12 protein-coding genes are annotated in these 20,016 nt (G+C 34.1%); all 12 read left to right on the forward strand.

Translation table 11 applies throughout. From position 1 onward, the window contains the following. Positions 1-25: 25 nt before the first annotated feature. The 12 genes from ACFS3A_RS08735 (at position 26) to ACFS3A_RS08790 (ending at position 20,013) form a co-directional block, all read left to right on the forward strand. Positions 26-595, forward strand: a complete 570-nt coding sequence (locus ACFS3A_RS08735) for an RNA polymerase sigma factor (protein WP_379825000.1) — start codon at positions 26-28, stop codon at positions 593-595. A 200-nt stretch (positions 596-795) separates the two neighbouring features. Further along, positions 796-1,932 (forward strand): FecR family protein, encoded by a 1,137-nt coding sequence (locus ACFS3A_RS08740; protein WP_379825001.1) that lies wholly within the window; start codon positions 796-798, stop codon positions 1,930-1,932. Positions 1,933-2,066: 134 nt separating this feature from the next. Continuing rightward, complete coding sequence (locus tag ACFS3A_RS08745) at positions 2,067-5,714, forward strand: SusC/RagA family TonB-linked outer membrane protein (RefSeq protein WP_379825002.1); 3,648 nt, start codon at positions 2,067-2,069, stop codon at positions 5,712-5,714. Positions 5,715-5,717: 3 nt separating this feature from the next. Beyond that, the gene (locus ACFS3A_RS08750) at positions 5,718-7,142 is read left to right on the forward strand and encodes a RagB/SusD family nutrient uptake outer membrane protein (protein WP_379825003.1); all 1,425 of its coding nucleotides are present in this window, start codon (positions 5,718-5,720) and stop codon (positions 7,140-7,142) included. 4 nt (positions 7,143-7,146) lie between these two features. After that, positions 7,147-9,585 (forward strand): zinc-dependent metalloprotease, encoded by a 2,439-nt coding sequence (locus tag ACFS3A_RS08755; RefSeq protein WP_379825004.1) that lies wholly within the window; start codon positions 7,147-7,149, stop codon positions 9,583-9,585. Continuing rightward, entirely contained in the window at positions 9,582-10,103 is a 522-nt protein-coding gene (locus tag ACFS3A_RS08760) for a DUF3347 domain-containing protein (RefSeq protein ID WP_379825005.1), read from the forward strand. The genes ACFS3A_RS08755 and ACFS3A_RS08760 overlap by 4 nt, the downstream gene beginning before the upstream one ends. Before the next feature lie 803 nt (positions 10,104-10,906). Continuing rightward, positions 10,907-14,071 (forward strand): SusC/RagA family TonB-linked outer membrane protein, encoded by a 3,165-nt coding sequence (locus ACFS3A_RS08765; RefSeq protein ID WP_379825006.1) that lies wholly within the window; start codon positions 10,907-10,909, stop codon positions 14,069-14,071. Between the two features lie 12 nt (positions 14,072-14,083). After that, positions 14,084-15,508 (forward strand): SusD/RagB family nutrient-binding outer membrane lipoprotein, encoded by a 1,425-nt coding sequence (locus ACFS3A_RS08770; protein ID WP_379825007.1) that lies wholly within the window; start codon positions 14,084-14,086, stop codon positions 15,506-15,508. Between the two features lie 151 nt (positions 15,509-15,659). Further along, positions 15,660-17,027 carry a sensor histidine kinase gene (locus tag ACFS3A_RS08775; RefSeq protein ID WP_379825008.1) on the forward strand — a complete coding sequence of 456 codons (1,368 nt, stop codon included), beginning with the start codon at positions 15,660-15,662 and terminating at the stop codon, positions 17,025-17,027. A gap of 503 nt (positions 17,028-17,530) precedes the next feature. Continuing rightward, positions 17,531-18,301, forward strand: coding sequence for an alpha/beta hydrolase (locus tag ACFS3A_RS08780; protein ID WP_379825010.1), 771 nt, complete (start codon positions 17,531-17,533; stop codon positions 18,299-18,301). A gap of 22 nt (positions 18,302-18,323) precedes the next feature. Next, positions 18,324-19,142: an alpha/beta fold hydrolase gene (locus ACFS3A_RS08785; protein WP_379825011.1), complete on the forward strand. Its 819-nt coding sequence runs from the start codon at positions 18,324-18,326 to the stop codon at positions 19,140-19,142. Between the two features lie 172 nt (positions 19,143-19,314). After that, positions 19,315-20,013 (forward strand): type 1 glutamine amidotransferase, encoded by a 699-nt coding sequence (locus ACFS3A_RS08790; RefSeq protein ID WP_379825012.1) that lies wholly within the window; start codon positions 19,315-19,317, stop codon positions 20,011-20,013. Positions 20,014-20,016 lie beyond the last annotated feature (3 nt).

Genomic DNA, 20,016 nt, shown 5'->3' on the forward strand with positions numbered 1-20,016 from the left:
TTTTGATTATCAACCCTTCAATTTAATGTCTGTTTATCGTAATTATACTGATGATTTCTTATTAAATCTTCTCAAAGAAGATAATCAGTCTGCGTATACAGAGATTTTCGAACGATATTCCAAACTTTTAATTAATCATGCTTATAAAATTCTTGAAGATCAGGATGAAGCAAATGATGTAGTACAGGAGGTTTTCTTGTCGATCTGGAATAAACGTTACGAATTAAACATTACAGGGTCGCTTTCTTCTTATTTATACAAAGCTGTAAAAAACAGAGTACTCAATCATATTGCTCACGAAAAGGTAGTTTCTCGTTATGCTGACTCTATCTCAAACTTTATCGAAGAAGATTATGTCTTTGCCGATTCTAATATTCGCGAAAAAGAATTAGAGGCTATCATTGCTAAAGAAATTGCTTTACTTCCGGAAAAAATGCGTGAAGTTTTTCTTTTAAGAAAAGTAGAAGAGCTTTCGTATGATGAAATTGCACTTCAATTGAATATTACAGATAAAACAGCCAAGCAACAAGTGTATAATTCGTTGAAAATTCTTCGTGAGAAGCTAAAATCTATGATGAATTTCTTTATTTGGTGAATTATTTTTAAGCTTTTTGTTAATTTTTTCAAATGATTTTCATTTTTGTAACTGCTTCATTAATAAATAGAAAGCTAACAAATTGTTCTGTTTCTTAAACATATCATAATAATTTTTTAATTTTTTTTTGTCATTGCCTATGACAAAAAACATTTTTAACTGTCTTACTTATAAACAAGACAAAATTTCGTGTTGTAATTATGAACAAAACCCAAATCTCAGAATTACTGAAAAAATATCAGGATGGAACTTTATCTGCTGAGGATAGAGACAAACTTGATGCCTGGTATCTGCAAAAAGCTTCGAACAGCAATTTACAGCTTAACGAATATGAGCTGGAAGATAGTTACCAATACTTAAAATCAGAGTTGCCACTGCAAGAAGAAACAAAAGTGGTTAGTCTTTGGCCACGTATTGCTGTTGCGGCATCGATTGCTGTACTATTAGGTACAGGAATATTTTACTTCGCACAGCCAAAAGAACAACAGGTTCAAGTTACAGCAAAACCACAGGAAATTGCTCCTGGAGGAAATAGGGGAGTATTGACACTTTCAAACGGAAAACAAATTGTGCTTTCTGAAATTACAGCAAAAGACACCATTGCAAAAGAAGGAGAAGAAAACGAGGTTACGATTAAAATGAACGCCAAAGGAGAAATCACTTATGTGATCAATCCGAATGCAGAAGGAGCTAAAGATGATAATTCATTCAACACACTTGCTACACCAACAGGCGGACAATACAATATTATTCTGGCAGACGGAACAAAAGTGTATCTAAATGCTGTTTCTTCTATAAAATATCCAACGCAGTTTAATGGAGATAAAAGAATTGTTGAGCTGGAAGGAGAGGCTTATTTTGAAGTTGCCAAAAATAAAAACAAACCTTTTATTGTAAAATCGGATAACCAGTCTATTGAAGTATTGGGAACACACTTCAATGTTCATTCTTATAATAACGAATCGGTTGTTAAAACTACTTTGTTAGAGGGAAGTGTAGCGGTTACTCATAAAAATCAAAAGACAATCCTGAAACCGGGACAACAGTCTGATGTGTCGGATAATTTCTCTAAAATTAAAGTAAGAGAAGTAGATACAGAGGAAGCGGTTGCGTGGAAAAACGGTCGTTTCAAATTTGATAATGCTGATTTGAAAAATGTAATGAGACAACTGGAACGCTGGTACGGAATTAAAGTTGAATACCGAGGCGATGTCTCAGATGTTCGTTTTAACGGAGGTACGTTTAGAAATAAAAATTTGTCTGAAGTATTAAAAGTACTTGAGCTTAGTAATATAAAATTTAAGGTCGAAGGAAAAACTGTTATTGTGTATCCCTGATTTTAAGTTTAATCGAATATACTGTGACTATAAATTAAAAAACCAGAGGCAGTTGCGATGCTTCTGGTTGTTATAAAAGTGTATAGCCAGTATAAGTTGTCCACCTATTGTTTAACTATAACCAATGTAAATGTATGAAATTAAATTTACAACCAAAAAAACCTTACAAAAATCTTGGAAAAAAGATTCCCAGATTTAATTTTTCCAATTATTTAAATGTTTTTGCCGTGCTTTTTATGCTGTTTTGCAGTTTTTCAGCGAAGGCACAAAATGTTACGATTAATTTTAAAGACGCATCACTTGAAACGGTGCTGAAAGAAGTGGCAAAACAAGCTAATTACGAAGTTTTGTACACGCAGAAAATGCTAAAAGATGCTAAGCCGGTTACAATCAATGTTAAGAATTCTACATTAAAAGAAGCTTTAAATAAAATTTTCAGTGGTCAGAATTTAAAATACAATTTGGCTAATCAGACTATTGTTGTAGCAGCTTCATCAAAAGACAAAGCAGAAAGCTTGGGAAACGACCTAATCCGCGTAAGCGGAAAAGTTACAAACAATAAAAATGAGTCATTTCCTGGTGTCACTGTAACTTTATCAGGTACAAATAGAACAAGCATTACCGATTTTGATGGTGGTTTTATTTTTGAAAATGTACCTTCTACTGGGATTTTGGAATGTTCCGGATTAACAATTGAAACAAAGTCAATTGCTATTAATGGCCGAAATACACTAACCATTATTGTTGAAGACAAAATCGCAGCAATGAAAGAAGTGGTAGTTACCGGTTATCAGACTATTGCGAGAAGTAATTTTACTGGTGCCATCTCTAAAATTGATGAAAAAACGTTAAATGAAAATATCAACTCCAATTTATCAAGTGCGATAGAAGGACGTGTTGCGGGTTTGATGTTTCAAAAGAATCCAAGTGGCATTGGATCAGATCAACCAATCTTAAGGGGTATTGGTACTTTTTCATCAGATCAAGTTGGCTACAGCCCGCTTGTAGTAATAGATGGTTTGCCAACAGAGTTGACTTTAGATGAAATTAATCCGTATGATATTGAAAGTGTAGATGTTCTTAAGGATGCAGCAGCAGCTTCTATCTATGGTTCAAGAGCGGCAAATGGTATTATCGTTTTAACAACCAAAAAAGGAAATGGTAAGTTAAAAGTAACAATCAATTCCGATTTCTTTATTTCAGATAAACCAAACTTGAGAGATATGAACTACGCCTCAACAAGCGATATGATCGATTTTGAGCAGGCAGTTTACAACAGAGAAAGAGCAAGATTTGCAGATACGGCTACCATGTTTAGCAGTTATGGAGATATTGGAAACAGTAATCCGAAATATTATAGTCCGCTTTATCAGTTAAATAGAAATCTGGAAGAGGGAAAAATAGATAATACAACTTATAACAGCACTCTGGCACAATGGAGAAAGAACGATTATAATAAAGATTATCGTGATAATGTTTGGCAAAATGAATTAAGACAACGTTACAATGTTGCTTTTTCTGGCAGTACAAGTAAACAAAACACTTATGTGTCTATTAATTACGATCAATCAAAAAATCGTATAAAATACAATAACGGACGTACATTCAACCTTTATGCAAAAAGTAGTTTTCAGGTAAATAATTGGTTAAACGCTACTTTTGGAGTGAATGGTACATACAGTAATGATGAAGTTACAGAATTCGATCTTGGTAATTACGATATTCAAAAAAGATACGAACGTATTACAGATGATAACGGAAATCTAGTGCAATCTTCATTTTCATCAATTAGAGACGGTTTTACTTCCGGTGGTGCTCTTAACCCGGCTATGGTCGAAAAATTAGCAGGTTTAAGCGGTTTTAAATCAACGAATTTTAATGTTTTAGATGCGCTTAGAGAAGGTATTGAAGAACAAAATTCATTGAGTCTAAGAACCTTTGCTAATATAAAAGCGAAATTATGGAAAGGCTTAAGTTATAATACACAATTTCAATATGAGGTAAGAAAAAATGATAAAGAACAGTATTTCGATGTTAATTCTTATAGAATGCGTTCTGCAATCAATGCATTAACGGGTTATAATCCAACTACAAATGCATACACTTATGTTGATGGTTTTTCTACTGGAGGAAGATACAAGCAAACAAGTTCTCAGGCCAGTAATTATTCTTTTAGAAATCAATTAGATTTTAATCAGGAATTTGCAGAAGGTAAACATTCTGTTAATGCTTTAGTTGGTACTGAAATGCGAGAAACTTTTGTTCCAAGATCTATCGAACAGTTGCGATATGGTTATGATCCTGTGACGTTGAGTTCTGCAGTATTGAACAATCTTGCACTAAGCCAAACGGGAGTTTCCAGCTATATATTTGGAAACAACAGAACGTTATCAGCTTTAGGAAGATCGCAACAGGAAATATTACATCGTTACTTTTCAATTTTTAGTACTGCCAGTTATACTTATTTATCTAAATATAACATTACAGGAAGCTATCGTGTTGATAAAGCCGATTTATTTGGAGTGGATCCGAAGTATAAAAACCGTCCATTATGGTCTGCAGGTTTAGGATGGAACATCAGCAATGAAGATTTTATGAAAGAAGTAAAATGGGTAAGTATGCTGAAATTGAGATCAACTTACGGTATTAACGGGAACGTAGATCAAAGCACAACACCTTACATTACAGCGACACGAAGAAATGATAATTTATATCAATCATTGCAATATACTAACATCACTGCTCAACCAAATCCAATGTTAAGATGGGAAAAAACTCAAAGTACCAATCTTGGTGTAGATTATAGTTTGTTCCGAGCTAAGTTAAATGGTACTATCGATGTTTATCGTAAATATAGTAGTGATTTATTAGCTACTACAGATCTTGATCCTACTGTTGGTGCATTGTCAAGAAGAATTAATGCAGGTGCACTATTGAATAAAGGTGTTGAATTTAGTGTGGGTTCTGAATGGTATAATAATGGCAGTTTCCGTATTAATTCAAATTTAGTTTTAGCGTTCAATAAAACGACAGTAAAAAAAGTGACAAGAGCTCAAGCCAGAGCTTCTGAATACGTTTCTTCTCCAGGTAATTATTTTTTAGAAAATGAATTATTCAATAGTTTGTATGCTTACCAATATGGCGGAATGGTAAATGGTTATCCTTATGTCTTGGATGAAAATGGAAATCCATCTATCACTTTTGATGCCAATGGAAATCCAGTTTCAACAAGTATAAAAACGATTACTAATCCAGATGCCTTAGTAAATGTGGGCAGTTTAATGCCAACTTACACCGGTTCATTGTCACAGCGTTTTTCTTATAAACAATTCGATTTAAATTTCTTATTTGTTTTCTCTGGTGGAAATGTAATGCGTAAAGAAACTATTGATATGAGTTCTGATGCTGTAAATCTTTCTGGTATTACAGATCGTTACACTGATACAAACAGAAATGAAAATACTCGTTTATATGTAGATTTAGATGAAAGTGTTAGGAATTATGCACCAACTATTAGCAGCCAATGGAGAAATTCAACTGCAAATGTTGTAGATGGCGATTATATTAAACTAAGAAACATTTCTTTAGGATATAATATTCCAAAAGCTTTTGCTACTCGAATGAATATTACATCAGCTAAATTTACTTTTCAAATGAACAACATTTGGTATTGGAGTGCTGCCGGAAATCGTATCGATCCTGAAGTATATACAGTTAATTCGGGCACACGTAATTTGCCATTGCCAAAAACATATCTGTTAGGCTTTAATCTTACTCTTTAAATTATGAAAAAGATATATATAACACTGCTTTCTTTAATGATGTTAACGGTGTCATCATGCGAAGAATATACAGAAATAACACCTAAGGGAGCTTTAGTAATTGAAACTCCGGAACAATTCCTTGATTTAGTATCGCTGCCAGGACGCGGTTATCCAATCAACAACTTTCAATACTTGTCAGACGATCAATGGATGAGAGAAGCGAATGTGATTGGAAGAACTCCAAACATAGATATTCTTAATTTTACTTTTGATGAAAGCGTAGATCGAGTTTCATTGTTGACAGGTTCTAGTTTTTATAATCAGGCTTATAGTTATATCAATAGATGGAACACCATTATTTCGTTGGTAGACAATAGTAAAGGTGATGAAAATATTAAACGATTGGCAAAAGCTGAAGCTAAGATTTACCGTGCTTATGATCATTTTTTATTGATAAATACCTATGCAAAGGGTTATGATCCTCAAACTGCTGCTACAGACGGAGGTATCTGTATTATGGATAAATTTGATTTAGAATCACAGCCTTCAAAATCAACAGTTGCACAGGTTTATGATTTTATCCAGAAAGATATTGAAGATGCGTTACCATATCTTAAAGAAAAACCAAGCGATGTTTACCATCCATCGTTAGCTTTTGCTTATGCATTTAAGGCGAAAGTACATTTGTTTAAACGCGAAATTGCAAAAGCGCAGGAAGCAGCTGAAAAATCATTAAGCTATAACAATCAAATTTTTGATATGGTGGCTTACAGTAAACAGGGCGGACCAACAGCCGTTGCTGTTCCGGCTGCTAACAATATAGAAGTATTAAGTTATATGTATATGACAGGGTATAACGAAATGAACTTTGGACAGCTTTATATCATCAGTCCGGAATTGAGAACTTTATTCGGAACAAATGATGCCCGTTTTAATCTATTCTTCAATTCTACCAGCACAACCAATTTAGATCAAGGTTCAGGTACAGCTTATTGGGGAACGCAGTACACCAGATTTTTCTACCCAACAGTGGGGATGAAAACAACCGAAGTTTATTTAATTCTGGCAGAATGTTATGCTAGAGATAACAAATTTAATGAAGCAGTTGGAGTTTTAAATACCTTAAGAGCAAAACGTATTCTTTCAGGTACGGTAAATTTAACGGTTCCGGCTACCAGAAAAGAAACAATGGATTTGGTAATCAATGAAAGAAGAAAAGAGTTGCTTTTAGGTTTTAATCGTTTCTTCGATTTAAAGCGATTAAATACGGAAACTGAATTTGCTAAAACGGTTACAAGAGTATTCCCAATAGTAAACAAAACCGTTCCTCAAAAAACATACACGTTACAGCCAAATTCTAGATTATACATTATACCGTTCCCATTATCGGCTTTGCAGAAAAATCCAAAACTGACATTAAATACAGACGAAAAACTTCCATTTTAATTCGATGAAGAAATTATTTATTTTACTAATCATGCTGTCTTTCGGACAGCATGGTTTTGCTCAAACTCCGGAAAAAAAAGCCGATAGCACCAGCACACAGCCAAAAGGAATGCAGGCTTACAATAAAGTGATCACAGACAAAGCCAAAAGCAAGTCGGGTCTTTTTATGGTAAGTCAGGTGGATACGAAATACTATTTTCAAATTCCGGACAGCTTATTCAACCGATATATGCTGGTGGTAACCCGATTTCTTTCGACACCAGAAGGAATGGGAGTTTTTGGAGGAGAAAAAGCCAACGAGCAGACTATTTATTTTGAAAAAGGGACAAATAACACCGTTTTTTTAAGATCATTACAGTACAGACAAGACGTTCGTTCTGCCGATTCAATGCTGGCAAAAGCATTGGCTGGAAGCAATGAAAATCCGATTGTTGCCGCTTTTCCAATTAAAACAACCAATCCGGATAACGGAAATGTGGTTATCGATGTAACCGATGTTTTTAAGAAAGACAATGCGATGTTTGCTATTGAAAGCAAAGAAAAAACAGAGAAAAAATTAACGGCTCTTGCAGATGATAAATCTTTTATTGAAAGTATCGATACTTATCCAATCAATATAGAAGTCAAAACAACAAAGACGTATACAAGTTCTACAGCAAGCAGCGGCAGTATTACATTACGATTAAATACTTCAATTGTATTGCTTCCAAAAACGCCAATGCGTAAACGTTTCTTTGACGAAAGAGTAGGCTATTTTGCCAATAAATATGTTTTGTTTGATGATGATGAACAAAGCGCACAGAAAAAATTTATTGTGCAGCGTTATCGTTTAGAGCCTAAAGACAAAGACATCAAAAAATATCTAAGAGGCGAATTGGTGGAACCCAAAAAACAGATTGTTTATTATATCGATCCTGCAACACCAAAAAAATGGAGACCCTACTTAATTGCAGGAATCAACGATTGGCAGAAAGCTTTTGAAGCAGCAGGTTTTAAAAATGCAATTGTGGGTAAAGAATGGCCGGAAGATGATAAAACAATGAGTCTGGAAGATGCAAGATATTCTGTAGTAAGATATCTGGCTTCTGAAACACCAAATGCTTATGGGCCAAGAATCAGTGATCCAAGAAGCGGCGAAATTATGGAAAGCCATGTAGGCTGGTATCATAATGTGATGAAATTAGTGCAGAGATGGTATATGATTCAGGCTGGGCCATTAGATGCAAGAGCCAGAAAAATGCATTTGGATGATGAATTAATGGGACAATTAATTCGTTTTGTTTCTTCGCATGAAATTGGACATACCATTGGTTTACGTCATAATATGGGAGCAAGTAGTGCGACTCCGGTAGAAAAACTTCGTGATAAAAAATGGGTGGAAGAAAATGGACATACCGTTTCAATTATGGATTATGCTCGTTTTAATTATGTAGCACAGCCGGAAGATAATATTAGTCCAAAAGGAATTTACCCAAGAATTGGAGCTTATGACAAATGGGCTGTAGAATGGGGGTATACCTATTATCCAAACGCCAAAGATGAGTTTGAAGAAGAAAAGACCCTTGCTAAATTAACAACTGACAGTTTAACGGCCAATCCTAAATTATGGTTTGGAGGAGAAGGAAAAGACGAAGATCCGCGTAGTCAGTCAGAAGATTTGGGAGACGATTCAGTAAAAGCAAGTGATTACGGAATTAAAAATCTGAAAAGAGTAGTTCCAAATTTGATTCAATGGACGTATCAGCCAAACGATGCTTACGATAATCTATCGGATATGCATAAAGCCGTTGTATCGCAGTATAGTCGCTATTTGTATCATGTACTGAAAAATATTGGTAATAACTATGTAACCAAAAGAACGGTTGACGAAAAAGGAGTAGTGTATCAGCCAATTCCGAAAGCAAAAGTAAAAGCATCAATCGATTATGTTGGCAGACAATTGTTTACAGCACCTTTATGGATGTATCCAAAGGAAATTGACCAGCTTATTCCTTTAAAAACGGCAGACCAAATATCAGATCAGCAGAATCAGATTTTAAATATGCTTTTAAGTTCTGGAATGCTTTACAATATTAGCGTAAAAGCAATACAGTTTGAAGGAGCTTATACCGTTCCAGAGTTTTTAAATGATTTAGGTCAGACGGTTTGGGTAAAATTCAGTGGAGATGAAAAACAAGATTTTTATAGAAGAAGTTTACAGCGTGCTTATGTTGAAAAATTAGGAATGCTTTTACTGCCAAAAGAATTAGAGCCTGGAAAAGCGGCAAATGCAGCACAGCGAAGCGATGTAAGATTGTACGGAAAACAGCATCTGGTAAAATTAAAAGAGGATGTTACCAAATTAATGAACGGAGCAACCGGTTTAAGCAAAGATCATTACGAAGCAATCCTGATCGAAATAGACAAAATAGTTTCAAAATTAAATTCAACAACAACGATATGAAAAAATTAGTAGTTATCGCATTCATTTTTATTAGCGGTTTCACTCAGGCTCAGGTAACCTCAAAAGAAGAAGTAACAGCAGATTTGGTTCAAAAAAGGGAAGAACAAAAAAAGGAAATTACTAAAAATTATCTGGCTTTAAAAAACAGCTTAATAACATCAGATAGTCTTGCTGTTGTAAAAAATGCAGAAGCTTTGAAAAATTCTTTGAAAAATTTCAAGTTTAAAAAGTTAACCTTGGATCAAATGAACGCAGCAACTACAACAAGAAAAGCAATTTCGGATTTAGCAGCTGAAATGGCAGGAACTAAAAACATTAATAAACAGCGTAAAATTTTTGAAACACTTTCGGTTAAATATTGGGATGTGGCTTCAAAATTCAAAGCAGCTGATGCAACATTATATTTACAGATTTGTCCAATGACAGGCGCTGTATGGACAAGTGATAGCAAGGAAATCAAAAATCCTTATTATCCAAAAAATATGCTGACTTGTGGAGAAGTAAAAGCAAGTTTGTAGTTTTTTTTAATTTGAATTAGTTTGATGAATACGGTATTCTAACAGAAGCCGTATTTGTCGTTTCTACTATATTTTTCTTTTAATGCTTTTTTATAAAGTACTAAAAGATCAAAATGCCAAACCGAAAGGTTTGGCATTTTTTTTTTAATAATATTCGAAATTCGTATAAAATTTTGCATTTCAATAGTCCCTTATTTCATTTTTAAATGCCTTTAACTTCAGTAAAATAAACTAAAAAGATAATTCTTCTGACTGAATATTGTTTTGAATTAGTAAAATTCTTATTAAGTAGGAAAAAATATTTGCATTTGTAATCTATTTGTTTTCAGTTATTTATGTTTAAGGCATCGTTTTCGTTAACATTTTTTTTGCAAAAAAATGGCATTAAAACTTTCATATTAAATTTTTTAATTTACTTTTGTTCTATCAAATTAGTAGAGTTTAAAATTTCCAATAATGAAGACAAGTAAAAATATTTCACTTTCAAACAAACAGAAACCTTTTAGCTGTTTCAATCTCATGTGCAGCTTCTGTTAAAAGTCTTCAATTCCCAATTTCAATAAATTTTTATTAGAGTGAAACCTTAGTAATAGGGCAGATCTTGTATAGGCCAATCGAAAAAATAATAACCAAAAAAAGAAGAAAAAATGAAAAAACGAATGTGTAGCCGGTAAAGAAATATACCATTCCTGTAGTCACAGAAATGGTCGAGCTTAAAAAAAATATACATCACTGGAAGGGAAGCAACAACAGATTTTTTTCTGTTTAATGCGATCCTTGATTTATTAAACTTAAAAGAACTAATGAAAAAAATATTAAATAGATATATTGGATTATGTATTTTATTGGTTTCCATCGGTGCGACAGCTCAGGAAACTCAACCGCTGATCCAGTCAAAAATTGGTGGAACAGTTATAGATGCCGTTACAAAAGAACCTATTATTGGAGCATCAATTGTGATTAAAGGTACCACGCATGGCGTTCAAACTGATTTTGATGGTAAATTTTATTTCCAAACTGGACAAAAACTGCCTTACACCGTAATAGTAAGTTATCTGGGTTACAAAAAGAGAGAATTTGTAATCAATGAAAATTCAGTTGTAATTGATCTTACAGAAGAACAAAATCAATTGTCAGAAGTAGTGGTTACGGCACTTGGGATTTCAAAAGAAAAGAAATCTTTAGGATATACCACTCAGGCACTTAAAAACAAAGATATTGCTGAAACAAAAGAAACCAACTTCTTAAACAGTCTTAGCGGAAAATTAGCCGGAGTTCGAATTACAAACTCTCAGGGAGATATGGGATCTTCTCGTATTATCATTCGTGGGGAAACTTCTATTGCCGGAAACAATCAGCCTTTATTTGTTGTGGATGGCGTTCCGGTAGACAACTCACAGTTAGGAAGTGTTGGTGGAGCAACCCGTGATTTTAAAAATGCAATTGCCGATTTGAATCCAAATGATATTGAGACGTTGACGGTATTAAAAGGACCTAACGCAGCTGCGCTTTACGGATCACGTGCTGCACATGGTGTTGTTTTGATTACTACAAAATCAGGAAAAAGTCAAAAAGGATTAGGAATTACTGTAAATTCCGGTATTACAATTTCTCAGGTAGCAACTTTGCCAAGTTTTCAAAATTCATACGGTCAAGGTTCAAATGGCAGATTTAGTTTTGTTGACGGAAAAGGAGGCGGAATAAATGATGGTGTTGATGAAAGCTGGGGACCAAGAATGGACGGACGTTTAATTCCACAGTTTTTTTCAAATGGTCAGGCAGTGCCTTTTGTAGCGCATCCTAACAACGTGAAAGACTTTTTTAATACAGGAGTTACTTACGACAATAGTGTTTCGGTTGCAAGATCAGATGAAAAATCAGATTTTCGTTTGGGAGTAAACAATCAAAAGCAATTAGGAACAGTGCCAAATAGTGAAGTAAACAAAACAAACTTTACCATTAACACGAATTACCAAATTTCAAAAAGCATAAAAGTAGGAGTTACAGGTAATTATATTACAACTAATGCTCCAGCTTTACCAGGTGGACCATCAGGTAACCGTGCTGCAGGTGTAATGCTTCAGTTTTTATGGTTCGGTCGTCAGGTTGATATTAATGAGCTTCAAAATAACAGAGATGTGAACTGGAACAACAGTTACTATAGTAACCCTTACTGGAATGCGTATTACAATACAACAAGCCAGCAACGTAACCGTTTTATCGGAGATGTGCATTTGGATGCAAAATTGGCTGATGGACTTAATTTTAGATTCCGTACAGGAGTTGATTATTATAATGACCGTAGAAAATACACAATCAAATATGGTACAAACGGAACGCCTTTCGGATCTTATGCTGAAGATGCTTATACTGTAAACGAACAAAATACGGAAGGTATTTTTACATATACTAAAAAACTGAATGACGATTTTAGTTTAGATGCTCTTGCCGGATTCAATATTCGTAATCATAGCGACGCCAACAACTATCAAAAAGCACCACGTTTAGCGGTACCTGATTTGTACACTTTAACGAATTCAAGAGATCCGTTGACATCATCAAATACATTGTCAAGATTGAGAGTATATAGTGCTTATGCTTCTGCACAATTAGGATATAAAAACTATGCTTACTTAAACTTAACAGCGCGTAACGACTGGTCATCTACATTACCGAGCAGTAACCGTTCTTATTTCTATCCTTCTATTAATGGAAGTTTGGTTTTATCAGAAGCTTTAAATTTAAAAAGTAATACACTCGATTTCTTAAAAATACGAGGAGGTTGGTCTGAAGTAGGTAATGATGCAGATCCTTATCAGTTATCAACTATTTACAATTTCCAGACCGCATTTGACGGAAATCCAATTCAGACTTCTTCACAAAAGAAACTGAATGAGAATTTGAAACCGGAAACTACACGTTCTACAGAGATTGGTTTAGAGGCTACTTTCTGGAAAAACAGATTGCATTTTGACGTTGCTTACTATAACACAAACAGTTTTGACCAGATTTTAGAAATCAAAACTACGGCTTCAAGCGGATATAATTCACAGTTAATTAACGCTGGAAAAGTAAACAATAGAGGTTTAGAAATTCAATTAGACGGAAGTCCAATCCAGACTGAAAATTTCAAATGGAATATTGGAGCAAATTATTCAAGAAACAGAAGTAAAGTAGAGATTTTGGATTATGCAAGACAAATTCAAAACTATACAATTGGTACTTCAGGAGGTGTTGATGTATTGGCTTCTGTAGGACAAGCTTACGGAGCACTTTATGGAACTGCGTATTTACGTGATGCCAGCGGAAACATTGTAGTGGGATCCAACGGTTTACCAAAAGCAGATCCGACAAAAAGAGTTTTAGGACATTATACTCCGGATTATTTAGCAGGTGTTACCAATACATTGACATACAAGAATCTTGAATTATCATTCCTTGTTGATGCAAGTGTAGGTGGCGAAATTTTCTCAGGAACAAACAGAACAGGAACTTATACAGGAGTATTAGCTTCAACGCTTCCGGGACGTGGTGCTGAAAATGGTGGTTTAACTTACTATTTGGATGGTACAACAAAAACTCAGGTTCCAAACGGAACTACAGCATATGATGATGGTATGATTTTTAAAGGAGTATACGAAAACGGAACTCCAAACACTACAATACTAAGTGCACAGGAATATTACAAAGCATCATATAACATTAGTGAAGCTTATATCTATAGCTCAACTTTTGTAAAAATGAGAGAAATTAAACTGGCTTACAATTTCAATAAATCATTTGCAAGAAAACTGGGGTTAGAAGGAGCAAGTATTACTGCTGTTGGACGTAACTTATTCTTTATCTACAAAGATGCACCGAATATTGATCCTGAAACGGCTTTCAATACTGGAAATGCACAAGGTTTGGAAAGTTTGTCTTTACCAACAACCAGAAATTTCAGTCTTAATGTTAATCTTAAATTCTAAAAACAAGAAATCATGCTAAAAAAGCTATCATATATAATCTTATTTGGATTGACACTGACTTCGTGCAGTGATACTTTGGATGATATTAATAAAAATCCAAATGCAACCGAAACGCCATTGGCACCTTACTTGTTGACAGGCTCATTAAAACAAGGAGCTGATTTATACTGGGGTTCAGAAAATAACTTTAATTCCTCTTTACTATTTGTACAGCATTGGGCTAAAATCCAATATACGGAACCAGACAGATACGATGTTTCAAACACTTCATTTACTTCTTTGTGGAATACAGGTTATGCAACCCTAATCACAGATTTAAATACGATCATTAATTTCCCGGATGCTCAGGCCAATTCAAATTACAAAGGAATTGCTTTAACACTTCGTTCTTGGACCTTTTTATTGCTGACAGATGCTTATGGAAGTATTCCGTACAAAGAAGCAGGACAAAAAGTAACTCCGGCCTACAACACTCAAAAAGAAATATACACAGGTTTGTTAGAAGATTTAGCAAAAGCTCAATCTCAATTAGGAACAACAAATGGTACCGTAACAGGAGATTTAGTGTATAAAGGAGATGTTGCAAAATGGAAAAGATTCGTGAATTCGCTTCGTCTGAGAATTGCATTAAGAATTGCAGATAAAGAACCAGCTTTGGCAAAACAAGCAGCTATCGATGCTACAAGTGATGCAGCAGGAGTTTTAAGCAGTAATAATGATACCTTTAAATTTACATACATTAGTTCGCCTCAACAGAATCCGGCTTCAGCCTGGTTTGAAACTCGTGATGATTTCCGTATTTCAAAAACGATGGTAAATAAATTAAAAGAATTTTCAGATCCGCGTTTACCGGTTTATGCCCAATTGCCATCAGATGCAACTGTTGGCACATACGTTGGAGGTGGTAACGGATTATCAAACAGTGATGCGAATAGCCAGGGTTTTGCTAAAACTTCAAAACCGGGAACTTATTTCCTGACTTCAACATCTCCGGCGGTAATTTATTCTTACTCTGAAGTATTATTTAATCTGGCTGAAGCAGCTGCAAGAGGATTTATTTCAGGAGATGCAGAAACACTTTATAAAAATGCCATTACAGCATCATTCAATCAATTTGGTATTACAGATGCTACCGTAATCTCTAATTATTTGAATCAGGCAAGTGTGAAGTATGATGCATCAAATTATGCCAAATCTATCGGTACACAAAAATGGATTGCTTTCTTCGGACAAGGTTTGGATGCCTTTACAGAATGGAGAAGATTAGATTACCCAGTTTTGACAGCTGGACCAAATACAGTTTTAGACGGACAGATTCCTTCGCGTTTTTTCTACCCTGGAACAGAGCAGTCATTAAATGGAGTTAGTTATCAGGCAGCAATTGCCACTCAGGGAAAAGACCTGTTGACAACAAAACTTTGGTTTGATGCCAAATAGATAATATTTTTTTGTTCTTTCGCTAAGAAACAAAACTAATTTTAAGAAAGAAAAATCTTAACTAAAGTCCCTGCATCGCCCCAGCGATGCGGGGTTTTTTATTTCTAATTCGTATATTTGTGATTAGTAAAAAAATATTCTAAGTATATAAATGCACGAATTATCACCTCTAGATCCTAAAACGGTTTTTTTTCTATATTTCTGGGGAAATTTATTTGTTTGTATTCTTATTTTCAGCTATTCTTTATCGTATGCTTCGACAGAAAATAGAAAAAAATTAAATACGTTTGGGTTTGGAAAAGTTTTACTGACTATAGGCTGGGTATTTATTTCGTTACGAAATATAGTCCCGGATTTTATTTCTATTAATATTGCCAATACGATTATTCTTTTAGGATGCTGCTGCGAGACTCTAGCAATTATCTCGATGAATAAAGCAAAGTTCAATAAACGTTATCGGGTACAAATTGCTTTAGTTGTTATGGCAATGCTGGCATTTAATAGTGCAGCAATTTTGGGAGTTACAATCAGTACGCGAATTGTCATTATGTCTCTTGGAATATTTGCTATTTATCTGCCTCCAACAATTGGGTATTTTAGGGAGAAAGCCACCAATTTGTTCCGTATTTTTTATCTTCTTTGTTATGTTTCTTTTGAAATTTTAATTTTTCTAAGAGCTATTTATACTTATTTATATCCACAAACAGAATTCTTTAGACAGAGCAATTTTGATAGCTTTTATAGCATCGGATTGTTTTTACTTACTCTTATTGGAACAGTTGGTTTTTTACTGCTGGTAAAAGAGAAACAGGATCTTAGAATACAGAAACTGCTAAAAGACAAAAATCTTTTCTTTTCTATAATTGCTCATGATTTAAAAGGACCATTGGGGTCATCGCTTGCCTTATCCGAAATTTTAGCTCATGAAATTGACACGTACAGTCGTGAAGAAATAAAAGAAATTACGGAAATGCTTCATGATTCTAACAGAAACATTTATAAACTGTTGGAAAACCTTTTGAACTGGTCACGAATGCAGACAGGAATGATAGAGTACAATCCGAAAAAAGTGGATCTAAACAGTTTAATTGAAGAAAATATAAAACTCAATATCAATACGGCATTAAACAAAAACATCGATTTAAGATTTGAATCAACAGAAATTGTTGTTGCATCTATTGACAAAGATATGATTGATACTGTACTAAGAAATCTACTGACCAATGCTATCAAATTTACAGAGCAACAAGGCGAAATTGTAGTCAGTCTTTATAAGACCAATAAAAAAGCAGAAATATCTATTCGTGATAACGGTATCGGAATTCCTGCAAACATACAAGAAAAGCTTTTTAAAATTAATGAAAAAGTAATCCAGAAAGGAACAGAAAATGAAATCGGAAATGGATTAGGATTACTGCTTTGTCATGAATTTGTAAAAAAACACCATGGCGAAATTTGGGCTGAAAGTAAACTGGGAAAAGGCAGTACTTTCAAATTTATACTGCCATTAGAGAAATAAAAAACAGATTATCACCCAAATTTGATTTCCGAAATTCCCTAAACGGTTTCTTTAGTTACAGTATATAATTTCCCCCCTTCAGAAAGAAAATTATTAAAAGAATCAATTAATACAATCGCTTTTTTTTGAAGTTGATACAAGCTCATAAATCTATAGATTTAATTTGTTTCAAAAATAAATTCTAATAATGTGCCAGTTCCTTTTTTCTTTGTCTGTTTAGGTTTTATGAACTCATCATAAATAGTATCTGCGATATATGATGAATTTGCGAAATATAGTGAATATGATAATTGATTTTTATTGTATTTGGCTGATATTTAGTAAATTAGTTGTTTAGCATGCTTCTTGTATTTTCTTTTTCACTATCAGATGGCTAAAAAAAATCGTGATTTTTTCTTGCATTAGGAATAAGCACGGCTTCCATATTTGATTTTCGATACAGTTTAAAAGAACTGAATTGTCTATAATTATAAAAAGCTGTTTACTAATTAAATATCAATTTTATGACAAAATCAAAATCCATTATTCTTATACACGGAAACTTTGTAAACGACGTTAGCTGGGCAAAGTGGAAAGAACGATACGAACAAAAAGGCTATACGGTTTACACACCGGCCAATCCTGGTCATGACGGAAATCCTGCAGATTTAAGAAAAACAGTTCATCCGGATCTTACCAAAACCGGTTTTATCGATGTAGTAAATAATATTGCAAAACTGGCAGACAGTCTGTCTGAAAAACCTTTGGTAATTGGGCATTCAATGGCGGGAATGGCGGCAATGAAGTTATTAGAACTGAATAAAGTGGCAGCGGCAGTAAGTATAGACGGCGCACCACCAAAAAATGTATTTCCGCCCTTTACCACCTTAAAGTCTGTACTTCCTGCTTTTGGGTTTTTCTCTTCCGGTAAATATTTTATGGGAACTCGTGAGTGGTATGACAAATGCTTTTTTAACACCTTACAACATAGGGACAGGGCAAAAGCTTTTGATACAATTGCGGTGCCTGAAAGTTATAAAGTAAGTCGGGAATTGGTCTTAAATTCATTTTCAAATATTGATTTTAGTAAACCACATAAACCTATTTTGTTTGTAGGCGGGACAAACGATGCAATTTTTCCGGCTTCGCTAACTACAACGCTGGCAAGAAAATACAAAGACCAAAACAGTCAGGTGGATTTAAAAATTTTTCAGGGAAAAAGTCACTTTATCTGTGGAGAACCAGGCTGGGAAGCAGTCGCAGATTATATTTTAGAATGGTATGAAAATCTATAATAATAACTAAAAGAAAATTAAAATGGCTAAAATTAAAGTAAAAGACGGAACAGAGATTTATTACAAAGACTGGGGAACAGGAACACCTCTTTTTTTTCATCACGGCTGGCCGTTATCAGCAGATGACTGGGATGCACAAATGTTATTTTTTCTGGATAAAGGATATAGGGTTATTGCACATGACAGAAGAGGACACGGAAGATCTACGCAGACTTATACGGGCAATGAAATGGACACATATGCAGCAGATGTTGCAGAATTGACGGAATTTTTAGATCTAAAAGATGCCATACATATTGGACATTCTACAGGTGGAGGTGAGGCGATTCATTATGCTGCGAAATATGGTAAAGGTCGTGTATCTAAAGTAATTTTAATTAGCGCCGTAACTCCGTACATGATTAAAGATGCTAATAATCCTGATGGTGTACCAATTGAAGTTTTTGACGATATTCGTTTTAACACGGCAAACAACAGACAGCAGTTTTATCAGGATATTACTTTTCCGTTTTATGGTTACAATAGAGAAGGAGCCAATATTAAAAAAGGAATTCAGGACAATTGGTGGCGTCAGGGAATGAACGGGGGAATTAAAGCACATTATGACTGCATAAAAGCATTTTCTGAAACCGATTTTACAGAAGATTTGAAAAGTGTCGATTTTCCTGTACTGATAATTCATGGGGAAGATGATCAGATTGTGCCTTATAGTGTAACAGCTTTAAGAGCAGCAAAATTGGTAAAAAACGGAAAATTAATTACTTATCCGGGTCTTTGTCACGGAATACCAACAACAGATGCAGATAGAGTTAATGCAGATATTTTAGATTTTATCAAATAAGCAGAAATATATAAATTGAAAAACTCCAATTTCGTTTGATTTTGGAGTTTTTTTTAGAATCAGACAAAAAATCTATTTTATAACATCTTAAAAATAAAAAACTGGACCAGGTAAATTGATAGTATTCGGTTTAATTTAGCTGCTCAATAACATTTCTATAAATGATTTAATAATGGCTAAAAAATTAAATATTCACTGTTTGCAGCATGTTCATTTTGAGGGTTTAGGGTCTATGGAAGAATGGATTTCAAAAAACAGTCATAATTTGACTTATACTCGTTTTTATAATAATGAAATACTTCCGGATATAAACGAGACAGATGTTTTAATTATAATGGGCGGGCCAATGAGTGTTCACGATGAAGCTAATTTTCATTGGCTTAAAAAAGAAAAAGAATTTATTAAAAAAGCTATCGATTCTCAAAAGATAGTAATCGGGATTTGTTTGGGCGCACAGCTTATTTCGCATGTTTTGGGAGGTACAGTTTCGAATAATAGAGAAAAAGAAATCGGCTGGTTTCCTATTCAGGTTACAGATGTAAAATTACCAGTATTACAAAATGTTCCGAAAGTTTTAAATGTTTTTCACTGGCACGGAGAAACCTTTACAATTCCCGAAAATGCAGTTCGTTTATTTCAATCAGAAGGATGCGAAAATCAAGGTTTTTTACTGAATAATCAGGTTCTTGGATTTCAGTTTCATTTTGAAGTTACAGACAAAACTATGCGAAACATGGTTTTGGAAGGAAAAGACGAATTAATTGAAAATAAATACATTCAGTCCTCTCAGACTATTTTAAGTCAGACACAATTTATAGAACAGAATAATAAAATCATGGCTCATTTTTTAGATTTTCTGATAAAAGATTAGTTT

This window comes from Flavobacterium notoginsengisoli, from assembly GCF_042686225.1.
GTDB lineage: Bacteria > Bacteroidota > Bacteroidia > Flavobacteriales > Flavobacteriaceae > Flavobacterium > Flavobacterium notoginsengisoli.

What these genes read in the sequence shown, in the direction of transcription:
- ACFS3A_RS08735 (WP_379825000.1), top strand. Translation starts at nt 26, where the DNA reads ATGTCTGTTTATCGTAATTATACTGATGATTTCTTATTAAATCTTCTC.
- ACFS3A_RS08740 (WP_379825001.1), top strand. Translation starts at nt 796, where the DNA reads ATGAACAAAACCCAAATCTCAGAATTACTGAAAAAATATCAGGATGGA.
- ACFS3A_RS08745 (WP_379825002.1), top strand. Translation starts at nt 2,067, where the DNA reads ATGAAATTAAATTTACAACCAAAAAAACCTTACAAAAATCTTGGAAAA.
- ACFS3A_RS08750 (WP_379825003.1), top strand. Translation starts at nt 5,718, where the DNA reads ATGAAAAAGATATATATAACACTGCTTTCTTTAATGATGTTAACGGTG.
- ACFS3A_RS08755 (WP_379825004.1), top strand. Translation starts at nt 7,147, where the DNA reads ATGAAGAAATTATTTATTTTACTAATCATGCTGTCTTTCGGACAGCAT.
- ACFS3A_RS08760 (WP_379825005.1), top strand. Translation starts at nt 9,582, where the DNA reads ATGAAAAAATTAGTAGTTATCGCATTCATTTTTATTAGCGGTTTCACT.
- ACFS3A_RS08765 (WP_379825006.1), top strand. Translation starts at nt 10,907, where the DNA reads ATGAAAAAAATATTAAATAGATATATTGGATTATGTATTTTATTGGTT.
- ACFS3A_RS08770 (WP_379825007.1), top strand. Translation starts at nt 14,084, where the DNA reads ATGCTAAAAAAGCTATCATATATAATCTTATTTGGATTGACACTGACT.
- ACFS3A_RS08775 (WP_379825008.1), top strand. Translation starts at nt 15,660, where the DNA reads ATGCACGAATTATCACCTCTAGATCCTAAAACGGTTTTTTTTCTATAT.
- ACFS3A_RS08780 (WP_379825010.1), top strand. Translation starts at nt 17,531, where the DNA reads ATGACAAAATCAAAATCCATTATTCTTATACACGGAAACTTTGTAAAC.
- ACFS3A_RS08785 (WP_379825011.1), top strand. Translation starts at nt 18,324, where the DNA reads ATGGCTAAAATTAAAGTAAAAGACGGAACAGAGATTTATTACAAAGAC.
- ACFS3A_RS08790 (WP_379825012.1), top strand. Translation starts at nt 19,315, where the DNA reads ATGGCTAAAAAATTAAATATTCACTGTTTGCAGCATGTTCATTTTGAG.